This window comes from Plantibacter auratus, from assembly GCF_050587365.1.
Taxonomy (GTDB): domain Bacteria; phylum Actinomycetota; class Actinomycetes; order Actinomycetales; family Microbacteriaceae; genus Plantibacter; species Plantibacter auratus.
Window position 1 is genome coordinate 913,443 of sequence record NZ_JBOBFV010000001.1, and the last position, 13,456, is coordinate 926,898.

Below are 13,456 nucleotides of genomic sequence, written 5' to 3' on the forward strand. Positions count from 1 at the left end.
CGTGGTGCGCCGGTTACAGCGCGAGCTCGATCCCGGCGCCGGGGATGGCGTCGAGGAGTTCGCGCGTGTACTGCTGCTTCGGGTTCTCGAAGACGTCGTCCGTGGTCGACGCCTCCACGATCTTCCCCTTCTGCATGACCGCGACGTTGTCGGCGATCACGCGCACGACCGCGAGGTCGTGGGTGATGAAGAGGTACGTCAGCTGCAGCTCCGACTGGAGGTCGGCGAGCAACTGCAGGATCTGCGCCTGGACGAGGACGTCGAGCGCGGACACCGCCTCGTCGAGGACGACGATCTCAGGCTTCAACGCGAGTGCGCGAGCGATCGCGATGCGCTGACGCTGTCCACCGGAGAGTTCGTTCGGGTACCGGGTCGCGACCGCCTGCGGCAGCGAGACCTGGTCGAGGAGCTCCAGCACGCGAGCACGGCGGGAGGCCTTGTCGCCCACCTTGTGCGTGACGAGCGGTTCAGCGATCGTGTTGCCGATGTTCCGCAGCGGGTCGAGAGAACCGTAGGGGTCCTGGAAGACCGGCTGCATCTTCCGGCGCAGCGCGAGGAGGCCCTTGCGATCGAGCCCCTCCATCGCCTTGCCACCGATGCGGATCTGGCCGGACGTCGGCGTCTCCAGCTGCAGGAGCAGCTTCGCCACGGTCGACTTGCCGGATCCGGACTCGCCGACGAGCGCCATGGTGGTGCCCCTCGGGATCTCGAACGAGACGCCGTCGACGGCCTTGAGCTCCCGCTCAGCCGCCTTCTGGCCACGGATGTTGTAGACCTTCTCGAGGTCCTTGACCACGATCGCGGCTTCCGCGTCCGGCTGGGCAGCCTGCGCCGCAGCGCGGTGCTCGGCGGCGACGATGAGGTCGATGCCCTCGGAGCCGGCGGGAGCCTCGTGGTCGAGGGTCTCGAGCGATCCGGTCGCCGACTGGATGCGACGCGACGCCAGGCTCGGCGCCGCTGCGACGAGCCGCTTCGTGTACGGGTGCACCGGGTTCTGCAGGATCTCGACCGACGGACCGGCCTCGACGATCTGCCCCTTGTACATGACGATGAGCTTCTCAGCGCGCTCGGCGGCGAGGCCGAGGTCGTGCGTGATGAAGAGCAGCGCCGTGCCGCTGTCGCGGGTCAGGCTCTCGAGGTGGTCGAGGATCTTCCGCTGGACCGTGACGTCGAGCGCCGACGTCGGCTCGTCCGCGATGAGCAGCTTCGGGCTCGACGACAGACCGATACCGATGAGCACGCGCTGACGCATGCCGCCGGAGAACTGGTGCGGGAACTGCTTCAGGCGACGGTCGGCGTCGGAGAGGCCTGCCTGCTGGAGCACCTCGATCGCCTTGGCACGGACGGCCTTCTTGCCGTGGGCGATGCCGTTGGCACGGATGGCCTCCTCGACCTGGAAGCCGATGTTCCACACCGGGTTCAGGTTGGACATCGGGTCCTGCGGCACGAAACCGATCAGGCGTCCGCGGACGTCCTCGATCTCGTTGCGGGAGAGCTTCGAGAGGTCGCGCCCCTCGAAGAGGATCTCGCCCCCGCTGATCTTGCCGGTACCGGGCAGGAGGTTGATGATCGCGTGCGCGGTCGTCGACTTCCCGGATCCGGACTCACCGACGATCGCGACGGTCTCCCCGGGCATCATGGTGAATCCGGTCTTGCGGATGGCCTGGACCGTCCCGCTCTGGGTACGGAAGGTGACCTCGAGGTCCTTGACCTCGAGCAGCGGCTGCTGGGTGTTCATCTGGCTCGCGTTCAACGCAGGGCCCTCGCCTTCGGGTCGAGCGCGTCTCGCAGGACTTCGCCCATCATGATGAAGCTGAGCACGGTGAGCGACAGCGCGATCGACGGGTAGATCAGCACCTGCGGCGCCGTGCGGAGGTCACGCTGCGCCTGGCTGATGTCGTTGCCCCAGGACATGGTCTCGCTTCCGAGCCCCACGCCGAGGAAGGACAGCGTCGCCTCGGCGACGATCGCGGACGCCAGCGAGATCGTGATGACGACGATCACCGGTGGGATCGCGTTCGGCAGCACGTGGCGCAGGAGGATCTTGAAGCGGGAGACACCCAGCGCGATGGACGCTTGGACGTAGTCCGCGTTCTTGACCCTGAGCACCTCCGCTCGAAGCACTCGGGCGACTGATGGCCAGGCGAACAGACCGATCGCCAAGGAGATCGTCCACACGCTCCGGTACTTCGCGAGCACCGACATGACGACGACGGCCGCGAGGATGTACGGGATGGAGAAGAAGATGTCGCCGATGCGGGACAGCACCGAGTCGACCCAACCGCCGTAGAAGCCGGCGAACGCGCCGAACACGATGCCGAGCGTGGCGGTGATCAACGTCACGATGAGACCGACGGACAGCGACGTGGAGGTCCCGTAGATGACCCGCGCGAAGATGTCGCAGCCCTGCTTCGTGAACCCGAGGATGTGGCCGGCCTCAGGCCCGCCGTTGCTGTTCTCGAGGAAGCACTGGTTGTTCGGGGGCGTCTGCGTGAAGAGGAAGGGGAACAGGCCCACGACCACGACGAGCAGGATGAGGACGGACGAGATCCAGAACATGGGACGACGGCGCATGAACGCCCAGGCGTCGGTCCAGAGGTTGCTGACCTTCTCGTCGACCTTGACGGCGTCGATGACCGCGAGGGGGGTCTCTTCGAGCGGCGCGACGAAGTGATTCGGGGATCGCTTGATCGTCGGCTCCTGATCATTACTTGACATAGCGGATCCTTGGGTCGAGCACGGCGTAGAAGAGGTCGATGACGAGGTTGATGATGAGGTAGAACAACACCATCACCGTCACGAAGGACACCACGGTCGGGCCTTCTCCTCGGAGGATGGCCTGGTAGAGCGTGCGACCGACACCGGGGACGTTGAAGATGCCCTCGGTCACCGTGGCGCCGACGATCAGCACACCGAAGTCCACCGCGAGGTAGGTCACGACCGGGATCAGCGAGTTGCGCAGGATGTGCACGGGGATGACCCGGCGACGGCTCAGGCCCTTCGAGTACGCCGTACGGACGAAGTCGAGCGACTGCGTCTCGATGACCGAGGACCGGGTCAACCGCACGATCTGCGCGAAGCTGATGGTGGCGAGGACCAGTGCGGGGAGTAGGAGGTCTTGTATCGGCGCGCCCGGGCCGACCGTCGGTCTGAACCACCCGAGCTGGATCCCGAACACGTACTGCGCGACGAACGCGATGACGAAGACGGGGAGCGAGATGAGGATCAGGCTGACCACGAGGAACGAGGCGTCGAAGATGCCGCCCTTGCGGATGCCGGAGATGAGACCGATCGTGATGCCGGCGACCATCTCGAAGAAGACGGCGATGACGGCGAGCCGCAGCGTGACCGGGAAGGCCTGCGCGAGGATCTCGCTGACCGGCTGCCCGGAGAAGGACGTTCCGAGGTCGCCGGTGAAGATGCCGCCGAGGTACAGGAAGTACTGCACGATGAACGGCTTGTCGAGGTTGTACTCGGCGTTGAGTTGAGCGATCTGCGCGGCGCTCGGCGTCTTGTCGCCGAACAATGCGAGCACGGGATCACCGGGCAACGCGAAGACCATGAAATAGATGAGGAAGGTCGTGCCGAGCAGTACGGGGATAGCCTGCAGGACACGACGAAGAATGTAACCGCCCATGGTGTGGGACTCCTGAACTCGTGAAGCTGGGTGGGCCCGGAAGAACCGGACCCACCCAGCTATGCCGCTACAAGACTACTTGGTGATCTCGTAGTACAGCGGCACCGAGTTCCAACCGAACTCGACGTTCTGCACGCCTTCGCCGAAGCCGCCGCTCACGTTCTGGTACCAGAGCGGGATGGCCGGCAGGTCCTTGAAGAGGACCGCCTGGGCGTCCTGGAACTTCTTGTTCGCAGCGTCCAGGTCGGTCTCGGACGAACCCTCGGAGAGGAGCTTGTCGAACTCGGGGCTCGAGTAGTCACCGTCGTTCGAGGAAGCACCGGTCGCGTAGAGCGGAGCGAGGAAGTTGTACAGACCCGGGTAGTCGGCCTGCCATCCGGAGCGGAACGCCGTCTCGATGGAGCGGTTGGTGATGCCGGCACGGAAGTCACCGAAGACGGCGACCGGGACGCCCGAGGACTCGATGCCCAGGACGTTCTTGATGCCGTTGGTCACTGCGTCGACCCAGGCCTGGTGCGGCCCGTCGGCGTTGTACGCGATCTGGAAGGAGCCGTCCCACGGGGAGATGGCGTCGGCCTCGGCCCAGAGTTCCTTGGCCTTCTTCTCGTTGTACTTGAGGACGTCGTTACCTTCGATGTCCTTCGAGTAGCCGTCGATGACCGGCGAGGTGAAGTCGGTCGCCGGCGTGCGGGTCCCGTTGAAGATGACCTTGGTGATCTCTTCACGGTTGATCGCGTACGAGATGGCCTGACGACGCAGCTGACCCTCTTCACCGCTGAAGTGCGGGAGGCGGGACGGGATCGTGAAGGACTGGAACACGGCGGCCGGCTGGTTGACCGCGCGGTCGCCCAGGTCGTCCTGGTAGGTGGAGAGCGCGGAGTCCGGGATCTGGTCCAGGACGTCGAGGTTGCCGCTCAGCAGGTCGGCGTAGGCGCTGTCGAAGTCCTTGTAGAACGTGATGGTCAGGCCACCGTTCTTGGCTTCGCGGCCACCCTTGTACTCGTCGTTCTTGACGAGCTTGATCGACTCGTTGTGCTTCCACGCCTTGTCGCCGTCGACCTTGTACGGGCCGTTGCCGATCGGGTTCTGTCCGAACTCGTCCGTGACCTTGCCGGCCGCGTCGAACGCTGCAGCGGGCAGCGGGTAGAAGGCGGAGTAGCCCAGACGCAGCGGGAAGTCCGATGCAGGTGCGGACAGCTTCACCGTGAAGGTGGTGTCGTCCACGACGCTCAGGCCCGTCAGGGGCTGGCCGGTCTCGTTGTAGCCCTCGACGTCAGCGAAGAACGAGGCGTTCTTGCGGAGGTTGACGACGGCGTCCTGCCATGCCATGACGAACGAGTCAGCGGTGACGGGGTCGCCGTTGGTGAACTTCTGATCAGCCTTGATCTTGATCGTGAACGTGGTCGAGTCGTCGGTGTCGATCGACTCGGCCAGGTCGTCGACCGGCTTGCCGTCGGCCGCGTAGTAGCGGAGGCCTGCGAAGACCTCGTCGATGATCTTTCCGCCACCGACCTCGTTGGTGTCGCTGGGGATGAGGCCCGACTCCGGCTCGGAGCCGTTGGTCGTGATGACGGATGATGCGCTGCTGGTGCTCTCGCTGCTGGAACCGCCACCGGAACAACCGGTGAGGACGAGAGCCCCTGCTGCGATGATGGCGGCGGCAGAGCCGAACCGACTGAACTTCACAGTTCCTCCTTGGGGAAAGGGCAAGCGAAAACAGCGCATCGTGTGCGCTGGATCGCTCTTTGAATACTCTGACGATAAGCAGAAGCAGGACGGCGAGCAAACTGGGACGCCAAACGTTACACAGCGGTAACCCAATCGCCGGATTGTTGCTCACGGATGCTTTTTCGTGCACGGATCCCGCCCACGACGCAACAGAACGATCATGATCGCAAAACTCGTGCAGTCACATCGTCGTTCTGGATACGAATCGTAAGGCGTTCGTCTCCTGATATCCGCCGAGCGGACGCGCAGATGGTATGCGGTGCGCTCGGAGCCACCAGCCAGCAGAATGGACCGGTGAGCGAACAGAACACCACCGAGCGGGGACCGGACCTCCCCGAGGGCGCCGGAAACAACCGTCGGTGGTGGGAGATCGGCGTCGTCCTCGCGCTGAGCCTCGGGGCGTCGGCGGTGTACTCGATCATCTCGCTCATCGCGAAGCTCACCGCGGGGCCGCCGCTCTCCGATCAATCTGCGGCGATCAACACCACCCAGGCCACCCGGGAGTGGCTCGACTTCAGCTACCAGTTCCTCGGGCTCTTCTTCCAGCTCGCGCCGGTCGCCCTCGTCATCTACCTGCTCTGGCAGCCCGGACGCAGCGGCTTCGCGCGGATGGGCCTCGACCTCCGCTCCCCCGGACGCGACCTCGGCCGCGGTCTGCTCCTCGTCGCCGCGATCGGTGTCCCCGGCATCGGTGTGTACGCGTTGGGCCGCGCACTCGGCGTCACGGTCGCGGTCTCGACGTTCCCCGACACCATGTACTGGTGGACGATCCCGATGCTCGTCTTCTCCGCCCTCCGCGCCGGCCTCCAGGAGGAGGTCATCATCATCGGCTACCTGTACACCAGGCTCCGCGAGATCGGGTGGGGGTGGTGGACGATCATCCTGTCGACCGCCGTCCTCCGCGGGAGCTACCACCTGTACCAGGGCATCGGGCCGTTCTTCGGCAACGTCGCCATGGGGATCGCGTTCGGCTGGTGCTACAAGCGCTGGGGGCGGGTGATGCCACTCGTCGTCGCGCACACGGTCATCGACATCATCTCGTTCGCGGGCTTCCCGCTCGCCGTCGCCTGGTGGCCGGAGATCTTCGCCGCGACGCCGTCCTCCTGACGACCCGTTCGCCCGTCACGGGGCGAACGAGCACTCCCTCGCCCACGAATGGGCGAGGGAGTGCTCATGGACCGGCTAGGCGAAGGCCTCGGGCGGCGGGCAGGCGCACACGAGGTTGCGGTCGCCGTACGCCTGGTCGATGCGACGCACCGGCGGCCAGTACTTCGTGCGCACGAGCGTGTGTACGGGGTAGACGGCGAGCTCGCGCGAGTACGCGTGCGTCCACTCCCCCTCGATGACCGACTGGGCCGTGTGCGGCGCCCCGACGAGCGGGTTGTCGTCGGCAGGCCACTCGCCCGCCGCGACGGAGTCCGCTTCCGCCTTGATCGCGATCATCGCGTCGACGAAGCGGTCGACCTCGGTGAGGTCCTCGCTCTCCGTCGGCTCGACCATGAGCGTCCCCGCGACGGGGAACGACATCGTCGGCGCGTGGAACCCGTAGTCGACGAGACGCTTGGCCACGTCGTCGACGGAGATCCCGGTCGCCTCCTTGAGCGGACGGAGGTCGAGGATGCACTCGTGCGCCACGAGGTCGCTGTCGCCCGTGTACAGGACGGGATAGTGGTCGCGCAGTCGCGCAGCGATGTAGTTCGCCGCGAGCACCGCGGCCCCGGTCGCCTCGCGGAGCCCTTCCGAACCCATCATGCGGACGTACGCCCACGAGATCGGCAGGATGCTCGGGCTGCCGTAGGGAGCCGCCGAGATCGGACCGCCGTCGTGCACGACCGTCCCGCCGCCGAGCAGCGGGTGCTCGGCCCGCTGCGCCAGCGGGTGACCGGGCAGGAACGGCGCGAGGTGCGCCTTGGCGGCGACCGGCCCGACACCGGGGCCGCCACCGCCGTGCGGGATGCAGAACGTCTTGTGCAGGTTCAGGTGCGAGACGTCGCCGCCGAACTCACCGAACCGCGCGTACCCGAGCAGCGCGTTGAGGTTCGCGCCGTCGACGTAGACCTGGCCGCCGGCGTCGTGCACGGCCTGGGTGATGGTCTTCACCTCGTGCTCGTAGACGCCGTGGGTGGACGGGTAGGTGATCATGAGCGCGGCGAGGGACTCGGCGTTGGCCTCGATCTTCGACCGGAGGTCGTCGAGGTCGACGTTGCCCTGCTCGTCGCACGCGACGACGACCACACGCATGCCGGCGAGGACGGCGGAGGCCGCGTTCGTGCCGTGCGCACTCGAGGGGATGAGGCAGACCGTCCGTTGCTCGTCGCCGTTCGCGCGGTGGTAGCCGCGGATGGCGAGGAGACCGGCGAGCTCGCCCTGGCTGCCGGCGTTCGGCTGCAGCGACACGGAGTCGTACCCGGTGACCTCGGCCAGCCAGGTCTCGAGCTGGTCGACGAGTTCGAGCGAGCCTGCGACGTCCTCACGCGGGGCGAACGGGTGCAGCCCGGCGAACTCGGGCCAGGTGACGGCCTCCATCTCGGTGGCGGCGTTGAGCTTCATCGTGCACGAACCCAGCGGGATCATCCCCCGGTCGAGCGCATAGTCGCGGTCGGCAAGCTGCTTGAGGTACCGCATCATGGCGGTCTCCGAGTGGTGGGTGTTGAACACCGGGTGCGTCAGATACTCGGTCTCGCGGGCGAGCGTGGCCGGGTACTCCGACACGGCGCTCGGACCGAACGCCGAGGCGGACGCCCCCTCGTCGAAGACGTATGCCGACGGCTCTCCGGCGGTGGCGGTCCCAGCGGTCGTGAGCACCTCGACGAGGGTCGGGACGACGCTCTCGACCGCGCTCACCTCGTCGAAGCTCATCGAGACGGTCGTCTCGTCGACGGCCCACAGCAGGAGGCCGCGGTCGTGCGCACCCGACACCACCGCTGCGCTGTCGGCGACGCGCACCTGCAGGGTGTCGAAGTAGTGCTCCGTGAGCACCTCGACACCCGCCGACCCCAGCAGACGGGATGCACTCGCGGTGGTCGCGTGCACCGACTGCGCGATCCGCTTGAGCCCGTCTGGCCCGTGGTACACGGCGTACATCGCGGCCATGACCGCCAGCAGGACCTGGGCCGTGCAGATGTTGCTCGTGGCCTTCTCACGGCGGATGTGCTGCTCGCGCGTCTGCAGCGTGAGCCGGTAGGCGGGGTGACCCGCCGCGTCCTGGCTGACGCCGACGAGGCGACCGGGCATCTGGCGCTCGAGGCCCTTGCGGACCGCGAGGTACCCAGCGTGCGGCCCGCCGAAGCCCATCGGCACGCCGAAGCGCTGGCTCGTCCCGACCGCGATGTCCGCGCCGAGGGAACCGGGCGAGGAGATGAGCGTGAGGGCGAGGAGATCGGCCGCGACGACCGACACGCCGCCGGCCGCCTTGACCGCCGCGATGATCGCCGACGGGTCCCACACGAGCCCGGAGGCACCGGGGTACTGCACGAAGACACCGAACGCCGCCGGGAGGTCCTCGGGCGAGGTGGTCGACAACGGCAGCTCGACGAGGTCGATGCCGACCGCTTCCGCGCGACTCCGGAGGAGCGCCTTCGTCTGCGGGTACGCGTCGGCGTCGACGATGAACGTCGCGTCGGCGAGCTTCGAGGCCCGGCGCGCGAGGAGCATGCCTTCGACGACCGCGGTGCTCTCGTCGAGCATCGAGGCGTTGGCCGTGTCGAGACCGGTGAGGTCGGCGACCATCGTCTGGAAGTTGATGAGCGCCTCGAGGCGGCCCTGCGAGATCTCGGGCTGGTACGGCGTGTAGGCCGTGTACCAGGAGGGGTTCTCGAGGACGTTCCGCTTGATGACCGCCGGCGTGATCGTGTCGAAGTAACCGAGACCGATCAGGCTCCGGTTCACCGTGTTGCGGCCGGCGAGCTCACGGAGTTCGGCGAGCGCCGCCCGCTCGGTCGCGGCGTCGGGGATGCTGGACGAGGCGAGCTCGGCGGCCGTGATCGCGGAGGGGACGGCCGCGGCGAGCAGGGCGTCGACGCTGTCGTACCCGACGGCGGCGAGCATCGTCGCCTGGGCGGCGGTGTCGGTTCCGATGTGCCGTTCTGCGAAGCGGTCCGCCATCACTCGCCCACCAGCGCGGCGTAGTCGTCCCAGCTGAGGAGCGTGTCGGGCAGCGCGTCGTATCGGACGGAGACGAGCCAGCCGGCACCGAACGGGTCGCTGTTGACGAGCGACGGGTCGTCGACGACGGCGCCGTTGGCCTCGACGACCTCGCCGTCGAGCGGGGCGAAGAGCTCGCCGACGGACTTCGTGGACTCGATCTCGCCGACCACGGTGCTGGCTGAGAGCGCCGCGCCGACGGCGGGGAGGTCCACGAAGACGACGTCACCGAGCTTCTCGGCGGCGTAGTCGGTGATCCCGATGACGGCGAGATCGCCCTCGACGCGGATCCACTCGTGCTCGGCGGTGTACTTGAGGGTGGTCTTGTCGGCCATGGGTTACTTCTCTCTCGAATAGAAGGGGAGCGTGGTGACGGTCGCGGGGATTCGCGTGCCGCGGACGTCGATGTCGAGCACGGTGCCCGGCTCGGCGTGGTCGGGGTGCACGTAGGCCATGGCGATCGGGTGTCCGAGGGTGGGCGACAGTGCCCCGCTCGTCACCTCGCCGACGGTCGTGTCGCCGGCGAGGACACGGTAACCGGCACGACCGGCGCGACGCCCCTCGGAGACGAGGGCGACGAGCACCGGTGCGTCGTCCGCCGGACCGGCCTCGACGGCGTCACGACCGATGAACGTGCCGTGCTTGCCGAGTGCGACGACGCGGCCGAGTCCGGCCTGCACGGGCAGCATGTCCGGACCGAGCTCGTGGCCGTACAACGGCATGCCGGCTTCGAGCCGGAGCGTGTCGCGACTGGCGAGCCCGGCGGGGACCAGTCCGAGCGGTGTCCCGGCGGCGACGATGGCGTTCCACAGCTCCACGGCGTCGGCCGCGTCGACGTACAGCTCGAACCCGTCCTCGCCGGTGTACCCGGTGCGCCCGATGAAGACCGTGCCGTTCTCGAAGGAGGCACCCGTCGCGCGGTAGTACTTCACCTCGCCGAGGGACGGCAATTCGTCCAGGATGTGGAGCCCCTCGGTCGCCTGGAGGATGGCGCGGGAGGCGGGCCCCTGGACGGCGATGAGCGCGATCTCGTCGCTGCGGTCCATGACGACCACGTGCTCGAACGCCGCGGCCCGCTCGGTGAGCGCTGCGACGACGGCGTCGTGGTTGCCCGCGTTCGCGACGACGAGGTACTCGTGCTCACCGTTGCGGTAGACGACGAGGTCGTCGATGATGCCGCCGGCCTCGTTCAGCAGCAGGGAGTACTTGGCCTGGAGCAGATCGATGGCGGACAGCTTGCCCGCGAGCGCCTGGTCGAGGAAGTCGGCGGCGTCGTCGCCCACGACCTGGATCTCGGCCATGTGGGAGATGTCGAAGATGCCGGCGGCGGTGCGCACGGCGTGGTGCTCGGCGAGGTCGCTCGAGTACCGCACGGGCATCTGCCATCCGGCGAAGTCCGTGAAGCTCGCGCCGGCGGCTTCGTGGACGGCATGGAGCGGGCTGGTTCGTTCGAGGTCGGTCACGAGTTCTCCGGGGTCGCGTGGTGCGCTGCGGACACCTGACGGTGCCCGTTGGGAACTCCCCCTCTGTCATTGGCCTGAGAGCTTCACGAGCGCCGCTGCTGCGGACACTGCTTTCACCGTCGGCGAGCGCACCACGAACGTGCGCTGCTTTCCAGAGTGGCCAGTCCGATGCGGTACAGGACCTGAGAGATTGGCGGGGAGGCTTGCTCCTTCGGTGCCGGCGTACCGGCTCTCCCGCATCGTGTTTGCGGCCCGATGTTCGATTGAGCCGCCAGCATATCGCGAGTGGTCGCCTCGGCGCAGGACCTTGTTCGAGTCAGGTGTACACTAAGCCTATATCGAGTACAGGTCATTTCTACCTGAAGTGCCGCCGGTGCTCCGGAACACGGAGATCCCCCATGCAGCGATCGACGACTCCCGCGGAGCAGACGGACCCGCAGGTCGGCCTCGCGGTCTCGACCGTCATCTTCACGCTCCGAGCCGACGATGGGTTCGGCGCGACCGACCCGCAGCCGGGCATCTGGCTCCCGCTCGTCCGGCGCATCCGTGAGCCCTACGACGGCCTCTGGGCGCTGCCGGGCGGCCCGCTCGGTGCCGCGGAGTCCCTCGCGGACGCGGCCTCGTCGACCCTGGAGACGACAACCTCCCTCCGCCCGCGCTACCTCGAGCAGTTGTACGCGTTCGGCGACCTCGACCGCTCCCCCGCCGAGCGCGTCGTCTCGATCGTCTACTGGGCGCTCGTCGGGTCCGACGAGGCGAAGCGCACGCGGCTCGGCCAGAACGTCCGCTGGTTCCCGGCCGACGCACTCCCCCCGTTGGCGTTCGACCACCGCGACATCGTCGAGTACGCCCTGTGGCGGCTCCGCAACAAGCTGGAGTACAGCCACATCGCGCACGCCTTCCTGGGCGAGACCTTCACCCTCTCCGAACTCCGGGAGGTGCACGAGGCGGTGTTGCAGAAGCAGCTCGACCCCGCGAACTTCCGACGCCAGGTCGAGTCCTCCGGTCTCGTCCTGCAGACCGACGAGCTCCGTACCGGTGGGCGCCACCGCCCGGCGCGGCTCTACCGGTGGACCCAGCCCGTCACCCGACCGGAGACCCCGTCGCCCGGGCGGTCGACGAGCCGCAGGCCCACGACGTCCACCCCGACCACCCGTCAGCAGTCCGAGGAGCCAGCATGACCATCACCGCATCCGTCGACGACACCATCCAGCAGATCACCGAGGGTGCGTCCGCCGGCGCGACCTGCGCGCCCGAGCTCGCGGCCGGGCCCTGGGTGTTCGACCTGCAGCCGCCGAGCTACGGCCCTGGCGCGTCGATGGGCGACGTCATCCCGACCGGTTCGCCTCGGCAGGGCCAGCTCCCGGCCGCCTATCGCGACGCCTCCAACGATGAACTCCACCGCCGCATCGTGGCCGCGAAGCAGACCCTCGGAGACCGCGTCGTGATCCTCGGGCACTTCTATCAGCGCGACGAGGTGGTCCAGCACGCCGACTACATCGGCGACTCCTTCCAGCTCGCGAACGCGGCCAAGGCACGCACCGAGGCCGAGGCGATCGTGTTCTGCGGCGTGCACTTCATGGCCGAGACGGCCGACCTCCTGTCCGGACCCGAGCAGGCCGTGATCCTCCCGAACCTCGCCGCCGGCTGCTCGATGGCCGACATGGCGGACATCGACCAGGTCGAGGAGGCGTGGGAGGCCCTCGAGGCGCTCTACGGGACCGAACCGGACGCCGACGGCCGGGTACCGGTCATCCCCGTCACCTACATGAACTCCTCGGCGGCGCTCAAGGGCTTCTGCGGTCGGCACGGCGGGATCGTCTGCACGTCCAGCAACGCGGAGACGGTCCTGCGGTGGGCCTTCGAGCGCGGACAGCGGGTGCTGTTCTTCCCGGATCAGCACCTGGGTCGGAACACCGCCAAGAAGCTGGGCGTGCCACTCGAGCACATGCCGATGTGGAACCCGAACCGCCCGCTCGGCGGCAACGAGGCGACCGACCTCGAGCAGGCAGAGGTCATCCTGTGGCACGGCTTCTGCTCGGTGCACAAGCGGTTCACCGTCGACCAGATCGACCGCGCCCGGGCGGAGCACCCCGGCGTCCGGGTCATCGTGCACCCCGAGTGCCCGATGGCGGTCGTCGACGCCGCCGACGAGGCGGGATCGACGGACTACATCCAGAAGACCATCGCGGCGGCGCCGGACGGCACCACGTTCGCGATCGGCACCGAGATCAACATGGTGCAGCGCCTCGCCGCGCAGTACCCGCAGCACACGATCTTCTGCCTCGACGACGTGATCTGCCCCTGCTCGACGATGTACCGCATCCACCCCGGCTACCTGGCCTGGGTGCTCGAAGGACTCGTCGCGGGCGAGGTGCTCAACCGCATCACCGTCTCCGACGACGTGGCCGTCCCGGCCCGCCTGTCGCTCGAGCGCATGCTCGCCGCGAAGCCACCGGTCGCCGTCGGAACCCAGGCCGGCTGA

10 protein-coding genes and 2 riboswitches are annotated in these 13,456 nt (G+C 67.8%); of the genes, 3 read left to right on the top strand and 7 right to left on the bottom strand.

The window, feature by feature from the left end:
* Positions 1 to 13: 13 nt before the first annotated feature.
* From ACQ3HE_RS04245 to ACQ3HE_RS04260, 4 genes are all read right to left on the bottom strand, one after another.
* The gene (locus tag ACQ3HE_RS04245) at positions 14 to 1,738 is read right to left on the bottom strand and encodes a dipeptide ABC transporter ATP-binding protein (RefSeq protein ID WP_079705528.1); all 1,725 of its coding nucleotides are present in this window, start codon (positions 1,736 to 1,738) and stop codon (positions 14 to 16) included.
* Positions 1,739 to 1,749: 11 nt separating this feature from the next.
* Positions 1,750 to 2,718 (bottom strand): ABC transporter permease, encoded by a 969-nt coding sequence (locus ACQ3HE_RS04250; RefSeq protein ID WP_064296417.1) that lies wholly within the window; start codon positions 2,716 to 2,718, stop codon positions 1,750 to 1,752.
* Positions 2,708 to 3,637: an ABC transporter permease gene (locus ACQ3HE_RS04255; RefSeq protein ID WP_064296418.1), complete on the bottom strand. Its 930-nt coding sequence runs from the start codon at positions 3,635 to 3,637 to the stop codon at positions 2,708 to 2,710. The genes ACQ3HE_RS04250 and ACQ3HE_RS04255 overlap by 11 nt, the downstream gene beginning before the upstream one ends.
* 75 nt (positions 3,638 to 3,712) lie before the next feature.
* Complete coding sequence (locus ACQ3HE_RS04260) at positions 3,713 to 5,323, bottom strand: peptide ABC transporter substrate-binding protein (protein WP_241160856.1); 1,611 nt, start codon at positions 5,321 to 5,323, stop codon at positions 3,713 to 3,715.
* Positions 5,324 to 5,659: 336 nt separating this feature from the next.
* On the opposite strand from ACQ3HE_RS04260, the gene ACQ3HE_RS04265 reads away from it, so the two are divergent.
* A complete protein-coding gene (locus ACQ3HE_RS04265; protein ID WP_241160855.1) occupies positions 5,660 to 6,472 on the top strand; it encodes a CPBP family intramembrane glutamic endopeptidase in 813 nt (270 codons plus the stop codon).
* A 75-nt stretch (positions 6,473 to 6,547) separates the two neighbouring features.
* Here the strand turns inward: ACQ3HE_RS04265 and gcvP are convergent, their stop codons facing one another.
* The 3 genes from gcvP to gcvT are packed head-to-tail and all read right to left on the bottom strand — an operon-like array spanning position 6,548 to position 10,971.
* Positions 6,548 to 9,469 carry an aminomethyl-transferring glycine dehydrogenase gene (gene gcvP / locus ACQ3HE_RS04270; RefSeq protein ID WP_430891429.1) on the bottom strand — a complete coding sequence of 974 codons (2,922 nt, stop codon included), beginning with the start codon at positions 9,467 to 9,469 and terminating at the stop codon, positions 6,548 to 6,550.
* A complete protein-coding gene (gene gcvH / locus ACQ3HE_RS04275; protein WP_124769004.1) occupies positions 9,469 to 9,843 on the bottom strand; it encodes a glycine cleavage system protein GcvH in 375 nt (124 codons plus the stop codon). Before gcvH ends, gcvP begins: the two co-directional genes overlap by 1 nt.
* Before the next feature lie 3 nt (positions 9,844 to 9,846).
* Entirely contained in the window at positions 9,847 to 10,971 is a 1,125-nt protein-coding gene (gene gcvT, locus ACQ3HE_RS04280; protein ID WP_430891430.1) for a glycine cleavage system aminomethyltransferase GcvT, read from the bottom strand.
* Positions 10,972 to 11,027: 56 nt separating this feature from the next.
* A riboswitch (glycine riboswitch) is annotated at positions 11,028 to 11,131 on the bottom strand.
* Position 11,132: 1 nt separating this feature from the next.
* A riboswitch (glycine riboswitch) is annotated at positions 11,133 to 11,218 on the bottom strand.
* 151 nt (positions 11,219 to 11,369) lie between these two features.
* On the opposite strand from gcvT, the gene ACQ3HE_RS04285 reads away from it, so the two are divergent.
* Positions 11,370 to 12,152 carry an NUDIX hydrolase gene (locus ACQ3HE_RS04285; protein ID WP_192018209.1) on the top strand — a complete coding sequence of 261 codons (783 nt, stop codon included), beginning with the start codon at positions 11,370 to 11,372 and terminating at the stop codon, positions 12,150 to 12,152.
* Positions 12,149 to 13,456 carry a quinolinate synthase NadA gene (gene nadA, locus ACQ3HE_RS04290; RefSeq protein WP_430891431.1) on the top strand — a complete coding sequence of 436 codons (1,308 nt, stop codon included), beginning with the start codon at positions 12,149 to 12,151 and terminating at the stop codon, positions 13,454 to 13,456. Before ACQ3HE_RS04285 ends, nadA begins: the two co-directional genes overlap by 4 nt.

Coding starts and splice junctions, on each gene's coding strand:
- ACQ3HE_RS04245 (WP_079705528.1), bottom strand. CDS start 1,738: ATGAACACCCAGCAGCCGCTGCTCGAGGTCAAGGACCTCGAGGTCACC.
- ACQ3HE_RS04250 (WP_064296417.1), bottom strand. CDS start 2,718: ATGTCAAGTAATGATCAGGAGCCGACGATCAAGCGATCCCCGAATCAC.
- ACQ3HE_RS04255 (WP_064296418.1), bottom strand. CDS start 3,637: ATGGGCGGTTACATTCTTCGTCGTGTCCTGCAGGCTATCCCCGTACTG.
- gcvP (WP_430891429.1), bottom strand. CDS start 9,469: ATGGCGGACCGCTTCGCAGAACGGCACATCGGAACCGACACCGCCGCC.
- gcvH (WP_124769004.1), bottom strand. CDS start 9,843: ATGGCCGACAAGACCACCCTCAAGTACACCGCCGAGCACGAGTGGATC.
- ACQ3HE_RS04285 (WP_192018209.1), top strand. CDS start 11,370: ATGCAGCGATCGACGACTCCCGCGGAGCAGACGGACCCGCAGGTCGGC.
- nadA (WP_430891431.1), top strand. CDS start 12,149: ATGACCATCACCGCATCCGTCGACGACACCATCCAGCAGATCACCGAG.